Raw genomic sequence first — 26,682 nt, forward strand, 5'->3', positions numbered from 1 at the left:
TATGCATGTTAAATTGAAAGTTCCTATTGACAATTGAAAATGTGCTTTTTATAATTAAGTTACATTTTAGTTATATTATTAACTTTCAAGTTACATAAAGGAGGACATTATGAATACTCAATTCAGAGCACCTGCCATTCCATTGGTTACGGTGGACCCCTATTTTAACGTATGGTCGATGACCGACCGGCTAAACGGAGACTATACCCGTCACTGGACAGGAGCAAAAAACTCCATGACCGGACTTATCCTGGTAGACGGCAATCCATTCTTATTTGCCGGAAAGCTTCCTCCCAGTGCGGGACAATCCGATTATCCTGATTGTCCTGACATGAAGCAAAATAATCTGGAAATCAAGCCGCTTTCCAGCATATACACATTTTCAGACGGAGGTATCGAACTGACTGTTGATTTTACAACGCCCCTTTTGATGGAGGATCTTGACCTTCTGGCAAGACCTGCATCTTATATCACTTTCAAAGCCTCATCAATTGACGGAAAAAATCATAGGGTAAGTATCTATTTCGATATAACAGCTGAGTGGTGCGTGAATAACACCAGGCAGGAGGTATTATTAGGCCGTAAAAGTCTTAGTGATGATATCGCTTGTGTATACGCCAGGGCAGCAGAGCAGAATGTCTTAAACCGTACCGGAGATGACTTGCGTATAGACTGGGGTTCAGTGAATCTGGCTGCTATAAAGACCCCGGGTTCGATGGTTCGTACCGGTGATTCTGGTTTAAGGAAAACTTTTATACTTACCGGTAACATTGCAGAAGAAGACCTGCCTGCAGAGGAGGCTGCCCCCGTAATGGAAGCATGGCCTGTTCTGGCCAGTGTGGCCGATTTTGGGATGGTCACCCCGGAAAAATATGCCTCTGCCTGTCTGGTACTGGCTTATGATGATATTTATTCCGTAGAATATTTTAATCAGAAGCTTCCCGGATACTGGACACGTACTTTCTCCTCTTTTGACGAAATGCTAAAGTGCAGTATCTTAAGTTACCGGGATGTTATGGAAAAGTGTTCCCATTTCAATAATACACTAAAAGCGGATGCTCTCGCAGCCGGCGGAGAAAAATATTATGATTTACTGTCGTTGGCTTACAGGCAGGCAATCGCAGCCCATAAGATTGCAGCAGACCCGGACGGTAATATTTTATTCTTTTCCAAAGAAAATTTCAGTAATGGCTGTATGGCTACCGTAGATGTCAGTTACCCTTCTATCCCGTTATTTCTGCTGTACAATACCGAACTGGTGAAGGGTATGATGCGGCCGATTTTCAAATACGCTGCATCGGAAGCCTGGCCTTACGAATTTGCCCCTCACGATGCAGGATGTTATCCAAAAGCCAACGGCCAGGTATACGGTCTGGAAAATGGAAAGCTGCTTCTTAAATATCAGATGCCAGTTGAAGAATGCGGCAATATGCTGATAATGTCTGCCGCTGTCAGTATCCGGGATGAAAATGCAGACTTTGCTTCTAAAAATTGGGACCTTTTGTGCAAGTGGGCCGGTTATCTCAAAGAAAACGGGCTGGATCCTGAAAACCAGCTATGCACGGATGACTTTGCCGGGCATCTTGCGCATAATGCAAACCTTTCTATTAAGGCCATTGTTGCTCTTGCTGCCTTCTCCAAGATGAGCAGAATGCTTGGAAAATTGGATCTGGCGGACGAATACAAGCACCTGTCCGAAGAAATGGCCGCGGAGTGGAAACAGCGGAGTGCAGAAGAGGATCATTATAAGCTGGCTTTTGGCACCACAGGAACCTGGAGTATGAAATACAATATGGTATGGGACGAATTGCTTGGGTTAAATGTCTTTCCAAAAGATATTATCCAAAAAGAAGCCGGTTATTACTTAAAACAGATGAACCAATACGGACTTCCGCTGGACTCTCGGAATACCTATACAAAGTCGGACTGGATGGTATGGGTGGCTACCCTGTGCAATTCAAGAGAACTATTTGACACAATTATTCATTCGCTTTGGTGCTCCCTTTGTGAAACCACCAGCCGCGTTCCCTTTACCGACTGGTATGATACGGTGACCGGCCGCCAAATAGGATTTCAGAACCGTTCAGTGCTTGGCGGCATATTCATCAAACTCCTTCACGATAAGACAGTATGATTTCATTGCAGATGCTACCGCTTCCAGGTTAATTTTTGTTATAGGGGTTATATTTTGGAAAGTCAATGGATGAATTTAAAAGCTGCTACAGTATGTGTAACTTCCGCAACACACTGTAACAGCTTTTCCAGTCTTTCATATAGGCCTAAGGTTTTTAGCAGATTTCCGCTCCGGGTGTCATATCCTTTTCCGGTACCATGAGTGCAAGGCCGCCATTCTCATCCTCTGCACATAATAACATTCCTTCTGATAGAATTCCGGCAAGTTTCGCGGGCTTTAGATTAACTAATACCATGACCTTCTTTCCTACCATCTGCTCCGGTGTGTAATATGCCTTAATACCGGATACAATCTGCTTTACCTGGCTTCCGATCTTTACCTGGGAGCAAAGGAGCTTCTTGGACTTTGGAACTTCCTCACAGGCGATAATCTCACCGACCTGAAACTGCATTTTAGCAAAATCCTCATAGGTAATTTCTTCTTTGGCAGGAAGGTCAATCACTGTTTCCTGTCCTTTATCATCTGCCTGCTCTCCGCCATCTTCCTCTTTCACTTCGGCGGCTTTCTGCGCTTCCACTTTCTCAAGGACTTCTTTGATGTCAAGTCTTGCAAATAAGATCTCCGGTGTCTTTGTAACCTGATTTCCGTCAGGATACAAACCGAACTCCTTAAGATTATCTATATTTCTTAAGCCTGCATTTAACTGGCTAAGAATCTTATCGGCGGTTTCAGGCATAAAAGCTTTTAACAGGCTGGCACCGATTGTAATACTTTCTACCAGGTTATAAAGGACGGTCTCAAGCCTTTCCTTCTTATCCTCTTCCTTTGCCAGGGCCCAGGGCATTGTCTCATCAATGTATTTATTGCATCTCTTAAACAGGGTAAAGATTTCCGTAAGAGCATCTGCCACTCTTAACTGCTCCATCTTTGCCACTACCTTATCACCGGTCCTAACAGCCAGTTCCTTTAATTCCTCGTCTACCGGCTCTTTAACACCTGCATTTCGAACGGTACCGTCAAAATATTTATTGGACATGGAAATCGTTCTGTTTACCAGATTTCCAAGGGTGTTGGCAAGATCAGAATTCATTCTCTCAACCATTAGTTCCCATGTTATTACTCCGTCATTGTCAAAGGGCATCTCATGAAGTACAAAGTATCTGACTGCATCCACGCCAAAATAGGACACCAACTCATCCGCATAAAGCACATTTCCCTTGGACTTACTCATCTTGCCCTCTCCCTGCAATAACCAGGGATGACCAAATACCTGCTTCGGAAGCGGCACATCAAGTGCCATTAGCATAATGGGCCAGTAAATGGTATGGAATCTTAAGATATCCTTTCCAATCAGGTGAAGGTCTGCCGGCCAGTACTTTTTATACAGCTCGCCATGATTGCCGTCGGCATCAAAGCCCAAACCGGTAATATAGTTGCTTAATGCATCCAGCCATACATAAACCACGTGGCTTTTATCAAAGCTTACGGGTATTCCCCATTTAAAGGAAGTTCTGGATACGCAAAGATCCTGGAGTCCGGGCAGAAGGAAATTATTCATCATCTCGTTCTTTCTGCTCTCCGGCTGGATAAATTCAGGATGCGTCTTAATATGATCAATAAGCCTGTCGGTATAATTGCTTAACTTTAAGAAGTAAGCCTCCTCCTTAGCAGGCTGTACCTCTGCTCCGCAGTCGGGACATTTGCCGTCTACCACCTGGGACGGGGTAAAGAAAGATTCGCAGGGAGTACAATAAAGTCCCTCATAATATCCCTTATAGATATCTCCCTTCTCATAAAGCTTCTGAAAGATTTTCTGAACCTGTTCCTCATGGTAAGTATCTGTCGTACGGATAAATTTATCATAGGAGGTATTCATCAGGTCCCATATATCTTTAATCTGTCCGGCAACTCCGTCTACAAATTCTTTCGGGGTAATCCCTGCAGCCTCTGCCTTATTCTCAATCTTCTGTCCATGTTCATCGGTTCCTGTCTGAAAAAACACGTCAAATCCCTGCTGCCTTTTAAATCTTGCAATACTGTCTGCCAGTACAATCTCATAGGTATTGCCGATATGAGGCTTCCCTGAGGTATAAGCAATGGCAGTTGTGATATAATAAGGTTTTTTACAATTACACATAAATAATGCCTCCCGTTACAATTAGAATTTCCTATCATATAAAAAAAGCCCCCGTCTTATTTAAAGACGAGAACATATTCCCGCGGTACCACTTTAATTCAGCCCTGATAGGGCCCTCTTTCCTGCTGATCCAACTTGCCCTTTCAGACCGTCTATATTGGACTTATTACAGGTTATCATGATAACGGGTGTTCCCGTCGCAGCCTAAAGGTCTCCCATTCGGTGCGAAGCTCCAAGACCATCTTCGATAATTTTCCGTGACCCTCTTTCAGCAATAAAAGGGCTCTCTGTCCACGTAAAAATAAATCTACTCTTCTTTTCACAGCCTTTGATTATTATATATAGTATTGTCAACTTTAATCGACATCATACATCAATTGAATTTTAGCATAACACCCGGCTCAATTTTTGTCAACTCTGATTTTCCAGTGCCTTGCAGAAAATCCATAAGGATTTCACAAAAAAACTGCTGCAAAATTCTAAGCACAGCTTCAATAATTAAGAATTTTGCAACAGTCATATTTATCTTATACTACCTTGTAATTTTCTTTTTCTGTGAAAGGACTACCGCACCGCCAAGCAATACAGCAACTCCGACGATACCTGCTATTGGTAAGATATTATTGGCTTTCTTTGCTGCCGGAGCCTTATCCACTGCACTGACAGCCTTAACACTATCTTCCTGCGCTATTTCCTTCCCGTCATTTACTGCTGTGTCGGTCATTACATCATCTGTTGCAAGACCGGTAGTTGCCATTAATTCAGGTTCTTTACCCTCAACGACTTTTACTTTATCTTCCCCTGTTAAATCATAAATGAACTTAGCATTGTCTTCATTATACGGACGAATACCAACTTCAATATAACCGTCAAGGGGAGTCGTATACATAATAGAGATACCCTTGGCTTCCAACTTAGATGCCTTATCCTCAAACAGTGCTTTATTTACTTCATCCTGTCTGGTTACAAGGTCATTATCAATCATTTCGGAAGATACTGCTGTGTCCGGAGCTACCGCCTCATTGGTTTTATATAATACCGCTTCCTCTCCTTTCACAACCTTAACTTTGTCCTTACCAAATATATCATACAAATAATTTGCATTATCATCACTGAATGGAGTAATACCAATTTCAACATAATTATCAGCCTGGCTGGTTTGGGTTACGGTAAAGCCCTTCTTTTCAATCTCATTAAAATGATCAGCAAACACATACTGGTCAATTTCACTTTGCAATTTTAATAAATCACTTTCTGCCCCTGTATCCTGTGTGGTTACTTCTGCCGATTTACTATCAATTGTATCTGCAAATGCCACTCCGGTGTAAAAGGTGGATACACATAAACCTAACATAATCGCTTTCAGAAACTTTGTTTTTATCATAAATAATACCTCGTTTTTCTCAGTGCAAGTTTTATAGTAACTTCTATCCGGATATGTTTTTAACTTTGTTTTATCTGGTAATCTCATTTGTACCGAAAAAATTATTTAAGTATCTCCTTTCTTTAGCCTTTACACTGATTAGACGAGAGTATTTATTTAGAGGTTCCATATTATTGTTAATGTAATAAATTCCATATTGTTTTCTTCTGATTTGTGGGTCAGCCGGCTGATACAGTTGGAAAGAGCCTTTGGTGTTCTGAAAAAAGAAAGGCTTTAAGTCATAGTTAAAGATTAACAGAATACCTGTATTTATCCCCGGGATAATAGCAAACGGAATATTCAACCTCATTATCATGCTGGTCATATGATATTCTTGTCCTTTTAAAGGCCGGGAATCCCAAAGCAACCTCCAGATATTTTGCAACTGAGCCTTCTGCCAGTGTTGCTTCCAGTTGATCTCCCGCCCTTGCAATATTTATATTGTATTTATCACTTAGAAATTTATACAAAGAATCACTGTATAAGCCTGCATCTAATGGCAGGTTCGGTATTTTAAGATAAGTTATGGAGTATACCAGCGGCCGGTTATTGACGCATCTGACACGGGTCAGCTCATATACCGTGGAACTGACTTTTACATTGAGGCTGCCGGCTACCTTTTCACTGGCGGCAACCACTTTAATCTCACAACAGCTTGTCTGCATAGTAATTCCATGAAGCTGCATTTCCTCCGAAAAGCTGATAACCCGCTTGAGATTTTCCTCGATCTTTCCATAGGTGACAACCGTTCCTATCCCTCTCATGCGTTCCACATATCCTTTGTTTACCAGCTCTCCGATTGCAAGCCGGACTGTCATCCTGCTCACACCAAATTGCTCCTGAAATTGCTTTTCACTCGGGATAATCTGTCCCGGTGCATAATCTCCCTTTTCGATTGCCTCGGCAATCTGTTTAGACATTTGCAGATATAAAGCTACTGCGGCTTTACCCCTATCCAGTGTCATTGCTTTTCCCTCCATATCTTCCATTGGTCCGTAAACTCTGCCAATCCCATCATAACCATCGATTTCCTTAAATATAAAATCCCAGAATACCTTCATTGACTGCCTTACAGTATTCCATGGCCTGCCTGGGTGACTCCTGCTTACCTGTGATTACCGTATAGGTAAATTCATAGAACCCGCCAAGATCCGCCTTAAAATTCGTCTCCCAAAAGTTATTCATAATCCAGGAGTAGGGAGTGGACCTATTAAGTTCCGTGTTTTTTCCATCACACAAGCGAATCGGAGCTGCTTCCCTTTTTCCGAAAGAAATCAGGGGTGCATCCTTTGTGCTTATAATAACATCCGTATCCCTTCCTGTCCGCACAAGGCCATTCTGAATCAGGTAAAAGTTTTGGCAGGTACCAGGGAGCTGGTCGATACCGGGACGCAGGATACAGCCAGTCTTATCTACATAGGTTTCTGCACTTTGGTCAGTGATAAAGGGCAGGGCCACATACAGGTTTTCCGGATCCCAAACACTGTCCTTGTGCAGGCAGACTCTGGCTTCCAACATGGGAAACCCTTTATAGATTTTTAAAAGTACGCTGTAATACCTGATGCCGGGAAGCTCATAGGAAAGTCTTGCTGTAACAAATACCTCCCCGCTCTCTATAATCACAATATCAGTAAGCTTTGCAACGCTTCTTTGAGTAGCGATACTGCAGCGGTTCCTTCCCATCTGCCTTCTTACCTCGCAGGGATTGTTATCCTTAATGGGAGTAAGTTCATAAATACCGGAAAAGGCGCCTTCTGCCAGTGTATTATCTGTGATGAATTGACCGGTCTCCTTATTGAGAATAGAGGCAATACCCTTCTCTTTTGAAAACTCTACCTTAAAGTAATCTGTCTCAATCAAAAATGGAGTCTCTAAATATTCCTTTCCGGTTTCAAGGTCCCCGATTCCTTCTGATCCGATATGGGCATGGTTTTTGATGGTACCCGTATTTTCAAAGTTCTGCTTTAATTTGATTATCTTCTCTTCTTTTGGAGCTAAATCCACCATGACCTCCACCTCATAGGCTCTGGCTGTTCTATGCCCCTGGCATATCAGTTTTTCTCCTGTCTTTTCATCATAAGCTTCCGGTACAGCCCTGGTATTTAAGGTATTGCCCTCAAGGTATTCCCAATACTCAATATAGAGCTTTACAGTTCCCCGGTACCGGAAAGGGTGGGGATTTATTGCCTTATACCTCTGCTGCTTGTCAGCATCGATGGAGACCTCGCCTAATCCGGAAAGGATTAAGTCAAGATTTCTTGAAACATCGGTATTAGCATTGATGGCATAGGCATCCTTTTTCTTTTCCAGGCAGGCAACCAGCGAATCCCAGGGCTCTGAAACAGAAGAAGAATAGCCCCAGGTATGCTCTGCATAAAGCATGATATTTTCAGCTGCATTTTCCAGAAGTTTTGCATCCCCCAGCTTATTTTCCGGATCGAGCTTTTTACACAGGTCATATTTTCTCTGGGCTTCCCTGCATATTTTTACAGTGTTGGCAGTAGAGCCGACCCCGTCTGCCCACCAGTCCGTGAAATCCCCCTCATAGGCAGGAATTATTTCTTTGCTGCTTCTGACTTTCTCAAAGAATTCATCCAGCGTAACCATTTTAATCGTAATCTTACCTTCAAACAGTTTATTAAGGTCATTCACTCTCTTTGCCACATAGGCATTAGGCGGGGCATTATCCGTGATTGCCCCGGAAACCATCAGCGGGAAGAAATCATAAGCGTAGCCCTCCTGTTCCAGGTTGGCACTATATCTTAAAATTCTTGTCTGGGCTATCGCAAGCTCTTTTTCTTCTGTCTCCTCTTCCCTTAAGGTATGAATTCCCCCTGCCAGTTCTTCCCGGATATCGTCAAACAGCATGTAAGAGGAACCTCCATGAGGGCATAAGAACATCTCATTTCCCATATGGTAGTGCTCGCCTCCCCAGACCAGAATCTTGTTCTTCTTCGGTCCCTGCCAATAAAAGGGCTGCTGCTTCCGGTACAGAGGGAACATACCATGATGGGGATGAAGCGCACACAAAAGGTTTTCCACTCCACATTCACTAAGAATATCGGGATATCCCCATGCATAGCCGTTAATATCGGCAGACATTCCGCTCTTAACCGGTACCCCGATGCGTTCTCCATAACTCTTTGCTTTTCCTGTTCTTGAAAACAAAACCTCTCTGTCAACTAACTCTGTCATATTCAGATAATTTCCGGAAAGTCCAATCTCACCGGTCTTAACATAATATTCAAATTTCTTTGTCTGCTCTTTCGTTGCATTGGCATAGAAATTCTCTATCTGCCACTGATTCTCGCACTGCCATTTGAAGCCTTCACAGCCAGGCAGTTTACCGGAATGAAGGTCATCCAGAATTTTTATGACCTGCAGAATAAAGTCTCTGTGATAGTTCATCAGCTTTTCCTGCCGTTCGGTGTACCCGATATCCGTATGGGAATGGTGGATTAAATATATTGTCCAATTTTTCATAGTTACTATTCCTTTCTATTTCTGCTTCTTTTAACTCATTCATTATATTGTTATAACGTTATAACCTTTGTTTTTACATCGTAACACCCGTCAGCCTCTCTGTCAACAAGATTTATACCCTTTTATTTCATGAATGGTTTTCATTTTATTATCATAAGTTATACTAAAAGAGGCATTAAAATGTGCCCTTTATGCTTGACAAACTGTTAGAAAACCTATATGTTTCATATAGGTATCGCTAACGGTTCCTATTTGCTCAAAGGAAGGTATGAATTTATGAAAAAATGCAGAAAACTATTTTTGGTTTTCTTTTCCCTGCTTCTGATTATATTGTCGGCAGCAGGCTGCGAGAAGAAAGTAAATACGGAATCTACGCAGAAGGATTTTGACAGCTTTACCAACGAGGTCTTTAAAAATGAGGTGACCCGGGACACTCTGACTCTTAACTTTTCTCTGGCTAATCCCAGGAATTACGGTATTACAAATCCCCCTGTTACCTTCGGACATTATTCCTTAGGCGAAATGAAAAAATCCCTCCTGGCAACAGAAAATTATCTTGCTGCCTTAAAGGATTTTTCTTACAGCGGCTTAAGTGACAACCAAAAGCTGACTTATGACATATTAAAAAACACTTGGAACCTTGAGCTAAAAAGCGGTAATTTCCCTTTGTACAGTGAAGTTCTGGGGCCCACCACCGGTCTTCAGGCACAACTTCCCGTGCTGCTTGCGGAGTACAATTTTTATACCAAGGAAGATATTGATACCTACGTGAAGCTTCTTCCTAACACTTACGATTATTTCAAAGAAATCTGTGAATATGAAAAACAAAAGTCCAAAGCAGGACTTTTTATGAATGATACCGTTGTGGACAGTATTTTAGCCCAATGCGAATCCTTTATATCCGATAAAGATAACAATTATCTCATCGAAGTATTTAACGACAGGGTATCTTCCTATAAGGGGCTTTCAAAAAAGGAAATCAAGGCTTATAAAAAGGCCAACAAAGATGCTGTTTTAAATAGTGTGATACCTGCCTACCAGCTCTTGATCGATACCCTAAAAAGTCTTAAGGGAACAGGAACAAATGACGGCGGGCTTGCAGGCTTCCCTAAGGGTAAGGAATACTACAGCTATCTCTTAGCCTCCAATACCGGCACCAGCCGCTCCCCGGAAGAGCTTATTACTATGCTTAATGACTCCATAAGCAATAATCTGAAGGCCTTAAATGCACTGGTAACAAAGGATTCCAATATCTATCAGGAAGCTGCAAATGTTTCCTATCCCCTCTCTAAACCAAAGGAAATCCTGGAGTATTTAAGAGGTGCCATAAAGGAAGATTTTCCTCCCTGCCCAAACGTGGATTTTACTGTAAAGTATGTACATAAATCCCTTCAGGATTATTTAAGTCCTGCCATGTATTTAGTACCTGCTATAGATAACTTTAAAAATAATGTTATCTATATTAATCAAAATTCTGACTATGACAAACAGCCGATATTTAATACCCTGGCCCATGAAGGTTATCCGGGCCACCTCTACCAGTCGGTATACTTTCGGAGTACGAATCCGGCACCCATAAGAAACCTTTTAAACTTTAGCGGTTATGCCGAAGGCTGGGCTACTTATGTGGAATTCTACTCCTACCATATGGCTGGTTTTTCGGAAGCAGAAGCCTCCTTTCTTGATCACAGCATGGCAGCCAATATGGCTCTGTACTGCCGTCTGGATCTGGGCATCAACTATGAAGGCTGGACTTTAGCACAGACTGCTTCCTATCTGAAACAGTTTGGTATCACAGATAAATCTACAGCCAGGGTCTTATTCTCAACCATGGTGGAAGAACCGGCTCTTTATCCGGAGTACGGCATCGGCTATCTGGAATTTACGAATTTACGGAACAAGGCCGAAAAGTATTTGGGATATGACTTTAACCTGAAAAATTTCCACAAATTCTTACTGGACACCGGCCCTGCTCCCTTTGAGATTATCGAAGGTCATATGAAGAGCTGGCTAAAGACGCAGAAATAACCTTACGACCCTGTTGATTTATAGTGTCTTATGCCAAACTTCCATAGATGGAAGCAGGGAATCAGAAATAAACAGGCAATAAGCGGAAGGACCAAATAAAAGCTCTTATCACTCTTTCCCAGTATATATAACAGCGGATAGTACTGTATTAATGCATAGGGTACCAAAAAAGTGCAAAATAGCAGTACCTTATTCCCATAAATACTAATAGGATACTTGCCGAATTCTCTGGCCCCGTCTGTAAGCACATTCATAAATTCCAGCCCTTCCAGGGTAAAAAAGCAAAGGGCTGCATAGATTAAAAACAAACCAAAAAATACTGCCGTACCTCCAAGTATCATAAAGATAACTGCAAGTATCCTGGGCACATTCCAGGATACTTGTGATTTTGCTATGCCATACACAAACATAAAAATGGCCTGTACCATACGCCCCAGCCTGGTAAGCTCTATCCTTGTACCCAGAACCTGCAGTATTACATTCCTGGGCCTTACCATAATCCTGTCAAAACTGCCATTTGAAAGAAGAGAGGCAAATCCGTCAAATCCCCTGGCAAAGCATTCTGCCAGTGAAAACTGCATCAGTACAATGGAAAAGCATAATAAAATCTCGCTGAATCGAAAACCCTTTATCTCGTGAAACCTTTGAAACATAAAAAGAATTCCTAAGAATCCGTTAAAGGATACCAGAAACTGTCCTATGGTGGTCAGGATAAAGGAGGTTTTATATTCCATGGCACTTTTTAACTGTATGGTAAAGTACTTTAAATACAATCTCATAGGCGCTCCTTTCTTAAAAACACATTGTTTCCATCTGCCTCATAATTACACTTAACCTCCCTGAACAGTGACCTTATGCAAAGCATGGCTTAACATCCATTTACCGGTTAAGACCAATGCAGCACACCAGAATACCTGTAACAAAATGCCTTTATAAATCTCTGAACCCAAAATATCTCCGCCATAAATTCGAAGAGGGAGATTCTGCATGGAAGCAAAAGGAAGGTAAGAAACCACTTTCCCAAGCTTTTCCGGAAAAAAGGGCAGAGGTATTACTGCGCCTGTTAAAAGCTCCGATATCGCCGATGTCAGAAGCCGTACACCAAGGGAAGAAATGGTATAAAAACAGATAATATAAACAATCATGCAAAAAGCTATCACCACAAGAAAGGCTAACATTAAGGATATTAAAAACCAAAAAGCTGCCTTTGTATCCTTTGGAAGGGATAAGCCGTAGGGTTCAGGCAAAAGAACTGCCACGATCAGTATGGGAAAAGCCCTAAGTACCGCCTTCGACAGCCTGGTAGCCATATTTCTTGTAAACCACATGTTATATAAGGATATGGGCCTGCATAATTCATAAGCTACATTTCCGCTTACAATCAAATCAAAAAGTTCCAGCTCAAAAAACCATACCATGTATAAGGCCAAAAGCGCCTGCTGCAGCCAGATGTAAGAAGTCAGGGCAGAAAAATCCATTGGAAAGGAAGCCCTGTTATAATCATAAAAGGCCTTAAACATCAGGATTTCTAAAGCTCCCCAGGCAAACTGCGTCACAATTCCTGCCAGGGCCGCTGCCCGGTAGGTAAGTCCATAGGTAAATCTGATACGAAAAAAAGAGAGGTATTTTTTCATCAAAAGCCACCTCCTATATTTCGTATTGCTTATACAAGCCTACGACAACATCATCTAAGGAAGCTCCGGCTACAGAGATATCTGTTATCTCTGTCTGGGAAGACAGATAAGAGATTGCCTCTGATACCTTAAGCACATCGGTATCCACCTGTATAGTAAGGATTCCCTGGCCCGATAAGCTTTGCTCCCTGACCTCCTGTTCTTTTACTGAAAGCCTCATGCCTTCCGCCATCTTAGGTACTGCGCCGCTGTACTGAACCGTAAGCTGCTTCACCTTTGAGAATGTCCCCTTTACTTCCTCCAGATTTCCGTCGAGAAGTATCTTCCCCTTACCGATAAGGAGAATCCTTTTGGTAAGCGCTTCAATGTCCTGCATGTCGTGAGTAGTTAATATAACAGTTGTTCCATGCTGTCTGTTCCGTTCCAGGATAAAATTCCTCACCGCTATTTTTGAAACCGCATCCAAACCAATGGTGGGCTCATCCAGGAACAGGATTTTAGGGCTATGCAAAAGGGAAGCTCCAATCTCACACCGCATCCTCTGCCCTAAGGAAAGCTGTCTGGCAGGAGTCCTTAAGATCTCTCCCAAATCCAAAAGCTCTGTCAACTCCGAAAGGTTTTTTCTATACTCGGCTTCCTTTACACGGTAGATATCCCGTATCAGCTCATAGGAATCCAGTATCGGAACATCCCACCAAAGCTGGGAACGCTGCCCAAATACTACTCCGATGTCCTTTACATGCTCCACTCTTTCTTTCCAGGGTACTTTGCCATTAACCAGGCAGTTTCCCCCATCGGGTGTCAAAATCCCGCTTAGTATCTTAATGGTGCTGCTCTTTCCGGCACCGTTGGGACCGATATACCCTACCATCTCACCATCTCCTATGGTAAAGGAAATATCGTTAAGTGCTCTTACCTCCTGGTATTGCCGGTGCACGAAAGACTTTAGTGCCTCCTTTAGACCTGCACTGCGCCTTGCAACCTTGAAGGTCTTTGTAACCCTCGTTACCTCAATCATATTCATTTGCCTCCTGGTAGTAATATTTCACATCTTTCATCATCAGAGGGCATATCCGTAAGCGTGGGTGCTGCTTCCCGGGCATATCCATAAACGAATCAAACTTCCATATCTTTCCAAGCTTATCTTTCTGGATTTTGCCAGAAAGGGGTGGTAGTACGAACTTTGCGAAAGGAATTTCATTATAACCCTTATGGGATTTTGTGTCAATGAATTGAATCATTTTTATCGCAGAAAAAGGAAGGATAATCGGTCATCCTTCCTTTTCCTGTTCCATTTTCACTTTTCTAGAATACTATTTTTGTCAATACCACACTGGCAACGATACCGGCTAAGGTTGCAAAGAGTGCACCTGCCAGTGTATATCTTGTTTTTTTAACTTTAGCTGTCATAAAATATACGCTCATGGTATAAAAAATTGTCTCGGTGCAGCTCATTATGACAGAAGTAAGTCTTCCGAGATAGGAATCGGGGCCATGCTGCTTGAAGATATCCAGCACAAGGCTGGTGGCAGCAGAAGCAGAAAACAGCCTGACCGTAACAAGGGGTACCAATTCCGAAGGAAAATGGAGCAGGTTTGTAAGCGGTTTTATGGCTCCTGCCAGTAAATCAAGGACTCCCGAGGCCCTCATAATTCCGATTGCTACCATAAGCCCAACTAATGTCGGCATAATATTTAAAACTACCTTAAAGCCATCTTCTGCTCCTTTTGTAAACTCCTGAAAAACCGGTGCTTTCATTAGCAATCCAAGTCCAACTATGTAAAATATGACAAACGGCATTAAGTAATCTGAAATATATAATATAAATTTCAATATGTTCCTCCAAGGACTGTCTTACCAGTTCCTCTGCCATTATATTTTGTGAAGGAGGATACCGGCATCCTTTCTATGTGAATTCTCCTTCTCCTTTATCTTCCTTATTTGCTCCTTGCAAGCTTTCTTGCCACGATAGAAAAAAGTATACCAGCCAGGGTAGAAACGCTGGTCGCAACAAGTGCGGCTCCAAGAATTTCCGTAGGATTTACCGAACCGTATTGTGTTCTATATGCAATAATATTAACAGGAATCAGCTGCAAAGCTGAAATATTAATAATCAAAAAGGTGCACATATCACAGCTGGCAATTTCTTTGTCTTGATTAAGTTTTTTTAATTCCTGCATGGCTTTTAGTCCCATTGGTGTAGCAGCCCAGCCCAGCCCTAAGAAATTAGCAATCATATTAGAAGCTATATACTCCTTTGCCGGATGTTTATCCGGTATATCCGGAAATAAAAGTCTTAGTAACGGATTTATTCCCCTGGTCATAGCATCTATAATACCAGCTGACCGCGCCACCTGCATAATACCGGTCCAAAGAGCTGTAAATCCCAGCATTGTTATACACAAAACAATTGCTTCCTTGGCGGAGGATAATGCTGCTGCATTTACCGCATCAATCTTTCCCGTCATTGCCCCTACAATAACACCGATAATTATCATAAATCCCCAAAGATAATTCAGCATAAAGGCCTCTCCAACCCTATTCCAATCTTTTACTAATACTATATTCCCATACTCTTAAAATCATTCTTGGCATTCTGTAAATAACTGGTATTCGAATTGTCAGTTTATGTCATATTATTTGTTGAATACGTTTCAATTTTGTTCTTTTTTGCAGATTTTTGTCACGCGTCATCTCTTTAAATTGCTAAATTCGTTGTTTCGTAAGCTATTTTTCGTTATTATTTAATACTTTTATTACATTTTTTTCTATAAAATACTAAATACTTGCTTAATTTTATATTTCATTTATTGACTTTCTAATATTTGTATGGTATTTTAATTAAGTATTGTAGGAGGTACATATATATGAAAAGCACAGGAATTGTAAGAAAGCTTGATGAGTTAGGAAGAATAACTCTTCCCATTGAGCTTAGAAGAACACTTGGAGTTGGGGAAAGAGATCCCCTTGAAATCTTTGTTGATGAGGACAGAATCATATTAAGAAAATATGAGCCTGCAGATATCTTCAACGGATCCAAAGACAGTCTTATTGATTATCACGGTAAGAAGATTTCTAAAGAATCTATTATGGAGCTTGCAAAGTTAGTAGGTATTATCGAATAATACAGCTCAAAGAACGAGCCTGGGAGATAAGGCATTACCAATTCTCTTCGGGCTCTTTCTTTCGCTAAAAATCCATTTTATCCCAATAATAGTTGTTGGTAGATTTCCCTTTTTGATACCCCTCTGTCGGTAGCTACTGCTTTCATAGCTTCTTTTTTATCCATCCCTTTGTCAAGATAAATCTTCATATGATCGTCAAGAGAGAGCATTTCATACTTCTTTCTTTCCCTCTTGATGAGTTCTTCCGCCTTCAGTCCTTCTAATACCAATATGCATTCCCCTTTGGGTTCCTCTGCCTCATAATACCTGACTGCCTCTGTTAAACTTGTAAGCAATGCTGTCTCATGTTTCTTGGTCAGCTCTCTTATTACAGTTACCTTTCTGTCTCCCAGATTCTCTAAAAGTTCTTTCAGGGTCCTAAGCAGCCTGTGAGGAGCCTCGTAAATCACAATTGTTCTGGTCTCTGTTTCCAGCTCTTTTAATATATTCTGCCTTTCCTTCTTATCCGAGGGCAGAAAAGCCTCGAAAACAAAACGCCTTGTGGGAAGACCTGAAAGAGTCAGACCGGTGATAACAGCAGAAGGTCCCGGAAGTGAAGTGACGGGAACCTCCTCTTCATAGGCCATTTTTACAATCTCTTCTCCCGGATCGGAAATCCCTGGAGTACCGGCATCGGTAATCAGGGCAATATTCTGCCCTTCCTTTAACAAGCCAATCAGATAGCGCCCTTTTTCAATTTTATTGTATTCATGATAACTGGTCATGGGGGTATTTATCCCAAAATGGTTCAATAGCTTAATACTGTGCCTTGTATCTTCTGCTGCAATCAGATCCACTTCCTTCAGGGTACGAAGAACCCTTAAGGTAATATCTTCTAAATTACCTATAGGCGTAGCACATAAATATAAAGTCCCTGCCATCGCTCTCCTCTTTTCTAAAGCGTAATCCCAGAATTTTACTCCCTGTTATCCATTCAGAAAGCCTTTCCGCCATCAGCGCATGTATCCTTTGAAACTAATAGCCGTAGATATCATAGATTTCATCGGTATACTGATTTATTTCCTTATATACAATGAGCGGAGGTTCCACGCTGATCATGGAGCCTCCTCCTTTCACTGCCTCAATTAATACCATATTAGGCTCTTTATCAATAAAAGGATGAACCATCTTCATCCTCTTAGGCTCCAGCTTATAAGCAGTCAGAGTATTAATGATCTCAATCAGGCGGAAGGGCCTGTGTACCAGATAGAACCTTCCTCCGGGCTTTAACACTCTGGCCGTCTCCCGCACAACATCCTCAAGGGTACAATATATCTCATGCCTTGCTATGGCCTTTGGAAGATCCGGGTTCTTAAGTCCATGAAGATTATTCATATAGGGCGGATTGCTGGTAACTACATGAAAGGAAGCAGCTCCAAAGATAGTCCCTGCTTCCTTGATATCTCCTGTAACGATTGATATCTTTTGTTCCAGCCCATTAAGGCTGACACTTCTTCTTGCCATATCAGCACTTTCTTCCTGCAGCTCAAGCCCCGTAAAATGTTCTCCCCTGGTTTTTGCTTCTAAAAGTATCGGTATGATTCCGGTGCCGGTTCCAAGGTCTAACACCCTTTCTCCCTCCCTTACTTTTACAAAGCCGGAGAGGAGTACCGCGTCCATGCCAAAGCAAAACTTTTTACTGTTTTGTATAATCTTATAGCCGTTTCGCTGCAGTTCATCTATTCTCTCCCCGGGAAGCAGATAATCCTTACTTTCCCCGTGGATATTATTTGCATCGCTCATAGCCTATACATCATCCAGATGGGACTTTCCTTCCTTCATTTCAAGCAGTTCAAGTACTCTTAATTCATCGTCAAGCGCCACTTTTTCCTTGCGCTTTCTTGCAGTGAACTTAAGGTCAGAGGTTTTGTATTCCCTGACTTCCTTTTCATCATTTTCAAGGGTTATAATTACCTTTACTAACTGCTTTAATACCGTAACGCTTTGTACCTCACCCTTAAAACCGTCATTTGTAGTAACCATATCCCCTACATTAGGAAGCTTGCTATTTAAATCCTCATAAGCCTCCTCTTCATGCTTTAAGCAGCACATTAATCGTCCGCAGACTCCGGAGATTTTCGTAGGATTTAGAGACAGGTTCTGTTCCTTTGCCATCTTAATGGATACGGGGGCGAACTCTGAAAGATGGGTATGGCAGCACAGGGGTCTTCCGCAGATTCCAATACCTCCGACCACTTTTGTCTCATCCCTGACTCCAATCTGGCGCAACTCGATACGGGTCTTAAATACACTTGCTAAGTCCTTTACAAGCTCTCTGAAGTCAATTCTTCCGTCTGCCGTAAAGTAGAATAATACCTTGTTGTTATCAAAGGTATATTCCGAATCAATGAGCTTCATTTCCAGCTCATGCTTTTTAATCTTTTCTAAGCATATCTGAAAAGCTTCTTTTTCTTTGACCTTATTTCTGGCCTCTATCTCGTCATCCTCTAAAGTTGCAGTCCTGATTACCGGCTTTAGCGGCTGGATAATCTTATTCTCCTCTACATCCCTTGGGCCTATGACCACGTGGCCATACTCAACTCCCCTTGCTGTTTCAACAATTACATTGTCTCCCTGCTTTATCTCATATCCGGCTGGATCAAAAAAGTAAATCTTGCCGGCCCTTCTGAACCGAACACCAATTACATTCGTCATACAAACCTCTTTCCCTAGTTTTCTTTTATGGTAAGAAACATAAGTTCCATTACAATGTCAAAATTTACATTGGCATTAATACGTATCTTTGCCTTCTCTACTGCCTTGATAATTTCCTCCAGGCCCTCATAACTTCTTTTATTGGCCTGTTTTACTATTTCAGAATACTCACCCTTATACAATAAAAGATTCATATCCTTTGTTACCTTAAACATCAGAATATCGCGGAACCATAAGGTAATCAGGTCTAAGTATTCTTCAATATTTCCCTTCTGTTCCGATATATCCTTAAGTCCCTCTATCAACTCATACAGCTCCATTTGGTCAATATACCTTAACAGGTGAAGAACCTTGTCCTTCATCGCCGCAAAATTCTCACTGGAAGAATAGGATATCGCCCTTCCGACATTACCCTGGGAAAATACTGCGCTAAGCTCCGCCTGATAATCAGGAATCTTATAAACCTGCATTAAATAATTTTTGATGTCTTCCTCTTTCACAGGATTTAATTTAAGAATGACACACCTTGAAAGAATCGTGGGAAGAAATGCATTGATATTATTGGTCAGCAAAATGATAACCGCATAGGCGGGCGGAGTTTCCAGGGTCTTAAGAAGAGCATTTTGTGCCTGCTCTGTCATCTTCTCCCCGTCTTCAATGATATATATTTTACGGCTGCTGCTGTAGGGCTTTACTAAAATATCATTGTTTAGCTTACTTCTGATATCATCCACACCAAGACTTGCCTTTTCATGGGTAACATAAATAATATCCGGATGATTTTTTGATTCTGCCTGCAAACAGGATTTACAAGTGCCGCAGCTGTCTCCGTCTTCTTTCTTATTCTCACACTGGATACCCTTTGTAAAGGCTGCAGCCAGTGTTCTCTTTCCCATTCCTTCTTCTCCGGCAAAGATGTAAGCATGGGATACCGTCTGTGTCCTGATGGCAGTCTTTAAATGCTCTATGATCTGCTCATGACCAATTATCTGGTGAAATTCAGCCATTTCTTACCATCCCTTCATTATGCAAGTATATCCAAAAGTAATCCCCTGATTTCATCTATTTTATTTAATATGGCAATAGTATCTTTCTCATCCTTGATTAATTCCAGCGCCAGCTCGTCCAGGTTCTGATCGATGAGCTTTATCATACCATATACACGGTGACGTCCCCTTCTGTCCAGGAAATTCTCCCTGCTGAACTTATGGGAGCGGTTCACTACCTCATTCATGAATTCCTTAATGAGCTGCCGGTATTTTTTCATATCCCGGACATCCATATGTTTCCCCAGCTTCTTGCCCTGCTGGGTAATTTCCTGCATCATGAGGTTTAAGCGTTCCTTTAATCCCTGTTCCTCTATATTGCTGATTAACGTGAATTTAAAAGAGCCGTCTGCTTCCGGTAGAGGTGCTTTGGGTTCGATCTGCGGGGCAGGCTGCAGCTGATTAACTTTTATATCCATTGTTCCCTCTCCTTTCCTGCATGGCTTGCATCCTTTAAATAAGGTATCTTATCAGAAATTGCTTTTCAAATTTCATTGTAAATACATACATAATTTCCAGTTTCCATTATAGCATAACCAGGACAAAATATATAGAAAAATTTTAATTTCCCATATTTGCCCTGATATCTCTTGTTATTTCCTCAATGCACCTTTTACTGTCCTCATTGCTATATCTCTTGCCAATTCCAAGTTCTCTTAAATACTCTTCCTTAAAATCCTCCTCGTCAGCCAGATATCTGCGGCAAAGCTCTGCGTACTTGGGATTTTTCTGGGTCCTTTCCCGGGAAAGGGCCCGCTCTAAGCGAAGACCATCCTCCACCTCCAGATAAACCGGATAAACCCTTTCCTCCCCAAAGTACTTTCGTATCTGCCTGTAGGATTCCAGTGTGCCAATCATAATGGAACTACCCTTTTCAAGGTCAATCTGTCCGTCATCTACGGTAAAATAGTCCCATACTCCGTGCATGGTATCATAGGCCCTATGCTCAATGACCCTGTTCTCTTTTTTGCAGGCAGACAGCTCTGCCTTGCTGACAAAGAAATATTCCTCCCCATTCTTTTCTCCATCCCGAATTGGTCTTGTGGTATATCCTACGATTGTCTTTAAGGGCAGCTCTGCCATATGCGTAATTTCCTTAAATACCGTATCTTTCCCTGATGAGCTTTTACCCATAACAACAAATAGCCTGTGCATACTCTTATCCATTCCTTTACCTATATTTTAAGCCCTTCCTCCACAACCTTTATCCTATCGGCATTAAGATCATCCATGCCCTGGATTGTCAGACCCTGTTTTTTATAAACTGCCATTTTTGAAAGGAGATTTTCTGTCACCTTTTCTCCGGGCACCAAAAGCGGTATTCCCGGCGGATACAAATAAATATATTCTGCTGAAATCCGTCCCTCGCTGCCCTTTAGAGGAATACTCCTTACCGGAGAATCCAATGCCTCCTCACAGGACATAGCTACAGGCGGCGGTGTAAATTCCATCTCCTCTTCCTCCTGTTTTTCTTTCCCGTTCCCTGCCAATTGGTCATCTATCTTAGAAAGAGCCTCCAGTAATCTGTCAAAGCCTTCTTTTCTGTCAGCGATGCTGGTCATTCCCAGAACATAGTCTCCGGAGACCATCTCCATCTGAATTTTGTAAGAGCCAAGAAGCTCATCATAAAGCTCCTTTCCGGTACTGCCTGTTCCTTTTACGCTAAGAACGAGCTTGGAAGGGTCAAAGGCATAAGAGCCTTCCGTCTTTACTATGTTATCGGTTAGTATCCTTATATTCTTAAATTTTTCTGCTGCCAGATAGAATTCCGCCAGCCGGCTATAATAAACAGAAAACAGTTCCTTTCCTCTGTTTTCCAAAAGCTCTCTGCATTTGTCCATACCCGCCATTAATAGATAGGAAGGGCTTGTACTCTGGTAAATCGAAAGATATCTTATAAGCTTCTCCCTCTTTATCAGCCCGCCATTTGCATGAAGCAAGGCACTCTGGGTAAACGCCGGCAAGGTCTTATGAATACTGTGTACCACAATATCCGCTCCCTGGGTGACAGAGCCCTGCAAAAATCCGGAGAAAAGACCCAGATGGGCTCCATGGGCCTCATCCACCATAAGGGGGATTCCATACCGGTGGGCAGCTTCTGCTATTCCTGCAACATCGGATACTATCCCTTCATAAGTCGGAGAGGTTATCACAATAAGCTTGATATCCTTTTCCTTCTTAAGATATTCTTCTATTTCCCCTGGCGGTATACTTCCGTTTATCCCAACGCTTTTTATCCTGCCTGGATAGAAGTATACGGGCCTTAAGCCCTTTAAATATATGGCATTGTAGACGGATTTATGGCAATTTCTCGCTACAAGAATCTTATCCCCTCTATCAGTGCAGGCAGAGATTCCGGCCAGAATTCCGGCAGAACTTCCTCCCACCAGATAATAGGTTTCTTTGGAACCATAGATTTTCGCCCAGCTCTCCATTCCTTCCTTTAGAATGCCCTCTGCCCTGTGAAGATTGTCAAAGCCCTCAATCTCTGTAATATCAATGGAATACGGATTCACCATAGTAAGCAGCTCTGTATTTCTTTTATGTCCCGGCATATGCATGGGATAATATCCCTCATCTTTGTATTTTAATAAACTGTCATATAGGTTCACTTAAGAATACCTGCCTTTTCACACTAGTATTATTTAACATCCATTGTATCAAATCCCCTGATAAAAACAATCTTTTTCTCTTTTCCCGGACGGAAATAGGTGCTATGATTAAGGAGTTCCCAATCAATATCACAAGAAATGAGGGTATTTATATGAAGGTTTTACTAATTAACGGAAGTCCTAACATACACGGCTGTACCTATACAGCATTAGAAGAAGTCGAGAAAGTTCTGAATGAGGAGCAAATTTCCACTGAAATATTTCATATAGGAAATAAGCCAATCAGAGGCTGTATGGATTGCGGGGTCTGTTCCAAATTCCCCGGCAAGTGTGCCTATGATGATGACACGGTAAACAAGGCATTGGAGCTGGCTGCAGAAGCCGACGGGTTTATTTTTGGAGCCCCTGTACATTACGCCTCTGCCTCCGGTGCCATGACTTCTTTCTTAGACCGTTTCTTTTATTCCGGCGATGGCTTTTCCTACAAACCGGGAGCCGCTGTGGTAAGCTGCAGGAGGGCCGGTTCCACTGCTTCTTTGGATCAGTTAAACAAATACTTTACGATTGCCGGTATGCCAGTAGTATCTTCGACCTACTGGAATATGGTACATGGGAATACTCCCGAAGAAGTCAGACAGGATTTGGAGGGCATGCAGGTTATGAGAACTCTCGGCAGAAATATGGCATGGATGTTAAAATGCCTGGAAGCCGGAAAGAAATCAGGTGTTTCTCTGCCTGTGCAGGAAGAGCGAATATTTACAAATTTCATAAGATAATTTTCAGCTTTGTTTTGGATGATATAAGGCCTTACCCTGTTGTCCGTTTTGTATGCGGCAAGCGAACAAGTTTTGTCAGAATACTATGTATAAAACAGGTCAAATGTCCTAATTTCATCCTGTGATAGGAGGTGTTTAAGCTTCTTTTATTTAGAATAATCTGTGCTGTAATAGTCCCCTGTATACGGACATTATAATGGACAAAGACTTGCGAAATAATAAAAAATGAATTATAATGGTTATAGTTTCCATTGTGTGGATTCCATGGTGTGAATTCCACGGTGTGGAGGCAAAAACTGTATAACACGTAGAGGAGGATTCTATGAAAACAAGATTTAGCAAACTTTTATCCGTATTGCTTACTCTGGCCCTGGTTATCGGATTACTTGGAGTTCCAGGCAGCACAGTAAAGGCAGAAAGCAGCTCCGGTGATGTAACAATTACCTTGCTGGAAACAACTGATATACACGGACATACGGTAGAAGTTACCAATTTATCAGACAGCTCCACCAATCAATACCGTTTGGCGTATATGTCAAAGGCATTCGACAATTACCGCAGCCAGGGAAATGTGATTTTATTAAATGGCGGTGATTCCTTCCAGGGAACTCCCATCTCTAATTTCTCTTATGGTAAATATGTGGTACAGTCCTTTGATGCCATGGATTATGATGCCCATGGACTTGGCAACCATGAATTTGACTGGGGACTTGATGCAGTATTAACCAAAAATGGTACATACATTAACAGTTCTACCCCTGTACTGGCCTGCAACGTATACTATGCAGGAACCAAGAATAAAATCCCTTACACCCAGGATTATACTATCGTAGAACGCGGCGGCAAAAAAGTTGCTATTATAGGCTGGGCTGCAGAATATTCCGTAGATATTATGGCAGCTATGATTGCACCCTACACCATCAGCGAGGATGTAAGCCTTGTAAATGATCTTGCAAAGAAATTAAAGGACAGCAAAGAAGCCGATGCCGTTATCGTATTAGCTCATCAGGATGCTGCGGAAGCTGCAGAATTATTTGACCATAACTATGTAGATTTTCTGTTCGGCGGACACTCCCATAAGACTGAAAATGGCAAGTCTCAAAGCGGTATTCCTTATGCAGAAGCTAACTGCTATGGCTATGGTTATTCAAAAGCAACCATGACAATAAAGGCAAATGGCGGCGTTACCATAGATAACCCCACTTTTGTATCTGTTTACGATAAGACAAATCTTTCCAACTTATATAACACACCTGAAAACGCTAAAAACTTAGACAGTGAGATTGTAACTATCAGCAATATGTCAGTTGACAGCGTAGCGCCAAGACTGAATAAGGAAATGGCAGACCTTCCGGTTGCTTTAGACAGAAATTATATCGGTGATTCCCTGACCACAACTATGGGTAACTTTGTTACCGATTTAATGCTTTCCGGGCAGAAGGATGCAGATTTCGTTTTCTGTAATGATGGCGGTATCCGCTGCAACTTCGATGCAAAGAAGCTGACAGCATATGATATGTATACTGTATTTCCTTTCAATAACCTGTTATATACGGTTCAGATGACCGGCGCACAGGTAGTTAAACTTCTGGAACAGATAGTCGGCAATGATTCTTCAAACATGCAGATGGCAGGTTTGACAGCCAAATACGATTTAACCCTTCCGGAAGACCATCAGGTATTTGATATCCGCATTGCTGACGGCACCCCCATTGACTTAAATAAGACATATACTATTTTAACCAATGAGTACCTTGCAACCGGCGGTAACAAATATACCGTATTTTTAACAGATGTTGTTTCCAAGACTAATACCAACACTCTGGACAACGAGACTGTAATTGCTTCTTTAAAGGAACTTGGTTCCAAGGGAGCTTTAAATCCTGACCTTAACGCCAGATTTGTAAAAGGTACATTGGAAGCTCCCGCTGTCACCACCAAAACTGCAACCCTCTATGAAGGAAACAATCTGCAGCTGGTGTTCAGTAATTTACTTGGAACTGCTAAGATTACCTATAGCAGCAGCAACAGCAAAGTTGCAAAAGTAGATAAAAACGGCTTAATCACTACCCTAAAAACAGGTACCGTAACGATTACTTCCGCTGTTACCCAGGGTGATACCACTTACAAGCTCCAGACTAAGATTACCGTTAAGAAACCAAGCCTTGCTTTCTCTTCTTCAACAGGCGCTATCAAGCTTGGCAAGAGCTACACCTTTAAGGTAAAAGCAAATGGTATCACAGGAGCCGTTAAATGGTCTTCCAGTGACAAATCAGTTGCTGCTGTTACAAGCACCGGCAAAGTAACCAGTAAAAAGGCCGGAACAACAGTAATAACTGCAACCCTTGGAAATTACACTGTTTCCAAGAAGATAAAGGTAACAAAGTAATAACTGGCATTATCATTAGGGGTTCACACAAATAAAAATAAAGACCGGTTAGCAGCCTGTAAGACGTGCTAACCGGTCTTTATTTTAACAAGTCACTTCAACTAAAGTATAGAATTTTATCCTTTCCAAACCGCCTGTCAATCTCCTCTAACAAAAACCTCTCTCCGTCTTCCCGCAGCTCCGGCCTGTAACAATATTTTCCCATACCTCTGCCCTTCATACGTTCTTTATCATAAAGCTCCATCGCATCAGGAAAGGCTTCTTTATTGATACTTCTGTGAATAAAGCTGTAAGTCATAAAGATGATTTCAATGAACATCGTTTTCTTTACCTTTGGTGAAAGTGTTTCCGCCAGAATATCCAAAAGCTCTGTATAAAGGTTCTTCCAATTATCTAACAGTATAACGGGTGCTATCAATATCCCTACCGGGTAATCTGCTTCTGCCACTTTGTTTAAAGCTTCAATCCGGTTTTGTAAGGATGCTGTGCCGATTTCTATATTGCTGATAATAGGCTGGGGATTTACCGACATCCGAAAGATGACCCTGCCCTGATGATTGATATTCAGCATGGGTTCTACCATGTTAAATTTCGTCGGAAAGGTCAGCTTTCCCTTTTTTGCTCTTAAGAATTCTTCTAATATCCAGGGAAGATTTCCGGTAATGGTATTCTCCAATATGAGGTCACTGTTGCTTCCGATTTCAAAGACATTTTCCGTATCACTTTTTTCAGAAAACCGGATAAGCTTATTCATCATTTCTTCCCGGTTAACAAATACTCTTAGATAGGAGCATTTGTTATAGTTGCAGACCAGATAACAGTACAGGCACATAGCGGTGCAGCCGGAAGAGGTAAATGGTACTAAGTAATCCGACACCTTAAAATTCGGGGAATACTTGTGGGTCTTTCTGGTACCAAGGATCAGGAGGGTCTTTAACTCCTTAAATTCCTTGTTTTCCTTGGTCCTAAGCTCCTCGATGTTATTGTGGCTTTCTATGGGTATCCACGGAAGGTCCTTGTATTTCTCCTGCAATTCCCTGCCTAATTTATATCCTAAAACATCCGGTTCGTAATATATCTTGGAAGGTTTCATAGCATTTTCCTTTCTTTTGTATTTCAAAATGAAATGTACTTACTCTTTAGTATCTTCCAAGATATTAATTTTTACTATTTTCATATTGTTATTATTAAAATTGAACGC

General features: G+C 41.8%; 22 protein-coding genes and 1 other annotated feature. Of the genes, 5 read left to right on the forward strand and 17 right to left on the reverse strand.

Annotation, left to right across the window (positions count from 1 at the left end; all coding sequences use genetic code 11):
- Positions 1-109 precede the first annotated feature (109 nt).
- Positions 110-2,134: a glutaminase family protein gene (locus BUF11_RS19705; RefSeq protein WP_073590575.1), complete on the forward strand. Its 2,025-nt coding sequence runs from the start codon at positions 110-112 to the stop codon at positions 2,132-2,134.
- 154 nt (positions 2,135-2,288) lie between these two features.
- On the opposite strand, the gene metG is transcribed toward BUF11_RS19705, so the two are convergent.
- From metG to BUF11_RS19725, 4 genes are all read right to left on the reverse strand, one after another.
- Positions 2,289-4,271: a methionine--tRNA ligase gene (gene metG, locus BUF11_RS19710; protein ID WP_073590576.1), complete on the reverse strand. Its 1,983-nt coding sequence runs from the start codon at positions 4,269-4,271 to the stop codon at positions 2,289-2,291.
- A 59-nt stretch (positions 4,272-4,330) separates the two neighbouring features.
- Positions 4,331-4,603: a binding site (T-box leader), on the reverse strand.
- Positions 4,604-4,803: 200 nt separating this feature from the next.
- Positions 4,804-5,655, reverse strand: a complete 852-nt coding sequence (locus BUF11_RS19715; RefSeq protein ID WP_139243467.1) for a hypothetical protein — start codon at positions 5,653-5,655, stop codon at positions 4,804-4,806.
- A gap of 284 nt (positions 5,656-5,939) precedes the next feature.
- Positions 5,940-6,755: a GntR family transcriptional regulator gene (locus BUF11_RS19720; protein WP_084558779.1), complete on the reverse strand. Its 816-nt coding sequence runs from the start codon at positions 6,753-6,755 to the stop codon at positions 5,940-5,942.
- Entirely contained in the window at positions 6,727-9,177 is a 2,451-nt protein-coding gene (locus tag BUF11_RS19725) for a glycoside hydrolase family 38 N-terminal domain-containing protein (protein ID WP_073590578.1), read from the reverse strand. The genes BUF11_RS19720 and BUF11_RS19725 overlap by 29 nt, the downstream gene beginning before the upstream one ends.
- Before the next feature lie 276 nt (positions 9,178-9,453).
- On the opposite strand from BUF11_RS19725, the gene BUF11_RS19730 reads away from it, so the two are divergent.
- Positions 9,454-11,205, forward strand: a complete 1,752-nt coding sequence (locus BUF11_RS19730; RefSeq protein ID WP_073590579.1) for a DUF885 domain-containing protein — start codon at positions 9,454-9,456, stop codon at positions 11,203-11,205.
- A 2-nt stretch (positions 11,206-11,207) separates the two neighbouring features.
- Here BUF11_RS19730 and BUF11_RS19735 read toward each other — a convergent pair whose 3' ends face one another.
- The 5 genes from BUF11_RS19735 to BUF11_RS19760 form a co-directional block, all read right to left on the reverse strand.
- The gene (locus BUF11_RS19735) at positions 11,208-11,984 is read right to left on the reverse strand and encodes an ABC transporter permease (RefSeq protein ID WP_073590580.1); all 777 of its coding nucleotides are present in this window, start codon (positions 11,982-11,984) and stop codon (positions 11,208-11,210) included.
- A 51-nt stretch (positions 11,985-12,035) separates the two neighbouring features.
- A complete protein-coding gene (locus BUF11_RS19740) occupies positions 12,036-12,839 on the reverse strand; it encodes an ABC transporter permease (protein WP_073590581.1) in 804 nt (267 codons plus the stop codon).
- A 13-nt stretch (positions 12,840-12,852) separates the two neighbouring features.
- Positions 12,853-13,857, reverse strand: a complete 1,005-nt coding sequence (locus tag BUF11_RS19745) for an ABC transporter ATP-binding protein (protein WP_073590582.1) — start codon at positions 13,855-13,857, stop codon at positions 12,853-12,855.
- 287 nt (positions 13,858-14,144) lie between these two features.
- A complete protein-coding gene (locus tag BUF11_RS19755) occupies positions 14,145-14,672 on the reverse strand; it encodes a spore maturation protein (RefSeq protein WP_073590584.1) in 528 nt (175 codons plus the stop codon).
- A gap of 104 nt (positions 14,673-14,776) precedes the next feature.
- Positions 14,777-15,361, reverse strand: a complete 585-nt coding sequence (locus tag BUF11_RS19760; protein ID WP_073590585.1) for a nucleoside recognition domain-containing protein — start codon at positions 15,359-15,361, stop codon at positions 14,777-14,779.
- A 345-nt stretch (positions 15,362-15,706) separates the two neighbouring features.
- Between BUF11_RS19760 and BUF11_RS19765 the strand changes: the two genes are divergently transcribed.
- Positions 15,707-15,964 carry an AbrB/MazE/SpoVT family DNA-binding domain-containing protein gene (locus tag BUF11_RS19765; protein WP_073590586.1) on the forward strand — a complete coding sequence of 86 codons (258 nt, stop codon included), beginning with the start codon at positions 15,707-15,709 and terminating at the stop codon, positions 15,962-15,964.
- Between the two features lie 77 nt (positions 15,965-16,041).
- Here BUF11_RS19765 and rsmI read toward each other — a convergent pair whose 3' ends face one another.
- The 7 genes from rsmI to BUF11_RS19800 all read right to left on the reverse strand — a co-directional run bounded on the left by rsmI (position 16,042) and on the right by BUF11_RS19800 (position 22,316).
- Complete coding sequence (gene rsmI / locus BUF11_RS19770; protein ID WP_073590587.1) at positions 16,042-16,884, reverse strand: 16S rRNA (cytidine(1402)-2'-O)-methyltransferase; 843 nt, start codon at positions 16,882-16,884, stop codon at positions 16,042-16,044.
- 94 nt (positions 16,885-16,978) lie between these two features.
- Positions 16,979-17,746: a tRNA1(Val) (adenine(37)-N6)-methyltransferase gene (locus tag BUF11_RS19775; RefSeq protein WP_073590588.1), complete on the reverse strand. Its 768-nt coding sequence runs from the start codon at positions 17,744-17,746 to the stop codon at positions 16,979-16,981.
- Positions 17,747-17,749: 3 nt separating this feature from the next.
- Positions 17,750-18,658, reverse strand: a complete 909-nt coding sequence (locus BUF11_RS19780; protein WP_073590589.1) for a PSP1 domain-containing protein — start codon at positions 18,656-18,658, stop codon at positions 17,750-17,752.
- Between the two features lie 14 nt (positions 18,659-18,672).
- Positions 18,673-19,665, reverse strand: coding sequence for a DNA polymerase III subunit delta' (gene holB / locus BUF11_RS19785; protein ID WP_073590590.1), 993 nt, complete (start codon positions 19,663-19,665; stop codon positions 18,673-18,675).
- A gap of 17 nt (positions 19,666-19,682) precedes the next feature.
- On the reverse strand, positions 19,683-20,123 hold the full coding sequence (locus tag BUF11_RS19790) for a YaaR family protein (protein ID WP_073590591.1): 441 nt from the start codon (positions 20,121-20,123) through the stop codon (positions 19,683-19,685).
- Between the two features lie 142 nt (positions 20,124-20,265).
- Positions 20,266-20,859 carry a nucleoside/nucleotide kinase family protein gene (locus BUF11_RS19795; protein WP_073590625.1) on the reverse strand — a complete coding sequence of 198 codons (594 nt, stop codon included), beginning with the start codon at positions 20,857-20,859 and terminating at the stop codon, positions 20,266-20,268.
- Positions 20,860-20,879: 20 nt separating this feature from the next.
- Positions 20,880-22,316 carry an aminotransferase class I/II-fold pyridoxal phosphate-dependent enzyme gene (locus BUF11_RS19800; RefSeq protein ID WP_073590592.1) on the reverse strand — a complete coding sequence of 479 codons (1,437 nt, stop codon included), beginning with the start codon at positions 22,314-22,316 and terminating at the stop codon, positions 20,880-20,882.
- A 152-nt stretch (positions 22,317-22,468) separates the two neighbouring features.
- Between BUF11_RS19800 and BUF11_RS19805 the strand changes: the two genes are divergently transcribed.
- The gene (locus BUF11_RS19805; RefSeq protein WP_073590593.1) at positions 22,469-23,092 is read left to right on the forward strand and encodes a flavodoxin family protein; all 624 of its coding nucleotides are present in this window, start codon (positions 22,469-22,471) and stop codon (positions 23,090-23,092) included.
- A 322-nt stretch (positions 23,093-23,414) separates the two neighbouring features.
- Positions 23,415-25,481, forward strand: a complete 2,067-nt coding sequence (locus BUF11_RS19810; protein WP_073590594.1) for a 5'-nucleotidase C-terminal domain-containing protein — start codon at positions 23,415-23,417, stop codon at positions 25,479-25,481.
- A 97-nt stretch (positions 25,482-25,578) separates the two neighbouring features.
- Here the strand turns inward: BUF11_RS19810 and BUF11_RS19815 are convergent, their stop codons facing one another.
- Positions 25,579-26,574, reverse strand: a complete 996-nt coding sequence (locus BUF11_RS19815; protein ID WP_073590595.1) for an SPL family radical SAM protein — start codon at positions 26,572-26,574, stop codon at positions 25,579-25,581.
- Positions 26,575-26,682: the final 108 nt, after the last annotated feature.

Source organism: Anaerocolumna xylanovorans DSM 12503, from assembly GCF_900143645.1.
Classification (GTDB): Bacteria; Bacillota; Clostridia; order Lachnospirales; family Lachnospiraceae; genus Anaerocolumna; species Anaerocolumna xylanovorans.

Bases quoted from the DNA above. Each gene is read 5' to 3' on its own strand.
- BUF11_RS19745 (WP_073590582.1), bottom strand. From the start codon at position 13,857: ATGATTGAGGTAACGAGGGTTACAAAGACCTTCAAGGTTGCAAGGCGC.
- BUF11_RS19795 (WP_073590625.1), bottom strand. From the start codon at position 20,859: ATGCACAGGCTATTTGTTGTTATGGGTAAAAGCTCATCAGGGAAAGAT.
- BUF11_RS19730 (WP_073590579.1), top strand. From the start codon at position 9,454: ATGAAAAAATGCAGAAAACTATTTTTGGTTTTCTTTTCCCTGCTTCTG.
- BUF11_RS19805 (WP_073590593.1), top strand. From the start codon at position 22,469: ATGAAGGTTTTACTAATTAACGGAAGTCCTAACATACACGGCTGTACC.
- BUF11_RS19725 (WP_073590578.1), bottom strand. From the start codon at position 9,177: ATGAAAAATTGGACAATATATTTAATCCACCATTCCCATACGGATATC.
- BUF11_RS19735 (WP_073590580.1), bottom strand. From the start codon at position 11,984: ATGAGATTGTATTTAAAGTACTTTACCATACAGTTAAAAAGTGCCATG.
- metG (WP_073590576.1), bottom strand. From the start codon at position 4,271: ATGTGTAATTGTAAAAAACCTTATTATATCACAACTGCCATTGCTTAT.
- BUF11_RS19810 (WP_073590594.1), top strand. From the start codon at position 23,415: ATGAAAACAAGATTTAGCAAACTTTTATCCGTATTGCTTACTCTGGCC.
- BUF11_RS19765 (WP_073590586.1), top strand. From the start codon at position 15,707: ATGAAAAGCACAGGAATTGTAAGAAAGCTTGATGAGTTAGGAAGAATA.
- BUF11_RS19775 (WP_073590588.1), bottom strand. From the start codon at position 17,746: ATGAGCGATGCAAATAATATCCACGGGGAAAGTAAGGATTATCTGCTT.
- BUF11_RS19740 (WP_073590581.1), bottom strand. From the start codon at position 12,839: ATGAAAAAATACCTCTCTTTTTTTCGTATCAGATTTACCTATGGACTT.
- BUF11_RS19790 (WP_073590591.1), bottom strand. From the start codon at position 20,123: ATGGATATAAAAGTTAATCAGCTGCAGCCTGCCCCGCAGATCGAACCC.
- BUF11_RS19780 (WP_073590589.1), bottom strand. From the start codon at position 18,658: ATGACGAATGTAATTGGTGTTCGGTTCAGAAGGGCCGGCAAGATTTAC.
- BUF11_RS19815 (WP_073590595.1), bottom strand. From the start codon at position 26,574: ATGAAACCTTCCAAGATATATTACGAACCGGATGTTTTAGGATATAAA.
- BUF11_RS19705 (WP_073590575.1), top strand. From the start codon at position 110: ATGAATACTCAATTCAGAGCACCTGCCATTCCATTGGTTACGGTGGAC.
- rsmI (WP_073590587.1), bottom strand. From the start codon at position 16,884: ATGGCAGGGACTTTATATTTATGTGCTACGCCTATAGGTAATTTAGAA.
- BUF11_RS19720 (WP_084558779.1), bottom strand. From the start codon at position 6,755: ATGAAGGTATTCTGGGATTTTATATTTAAGGAAATCGATGGTTATGAT.
- BUF11_RS19760 (WP_073590585.1), bottom strand. From the start codon at position 15,361: ATGCTGAATTATCTTTGGGGATTTATGATAATTATCGGTGTTATTGTA.
- BUF11_RS19715 (WP_139243467.1), bottom strand. From the start codon at position 5,655: ATGATAAAAACAAAGTTTCTGAAAGCGATTATGTTAGGTTTATGTGTA.
- holB (WP_073590590.1), bottom strand. From the start codon at position 19,665: ATGGCTGAATTTCACCAGATAATTGGTCATGAGCAGATCATAGAGCAT.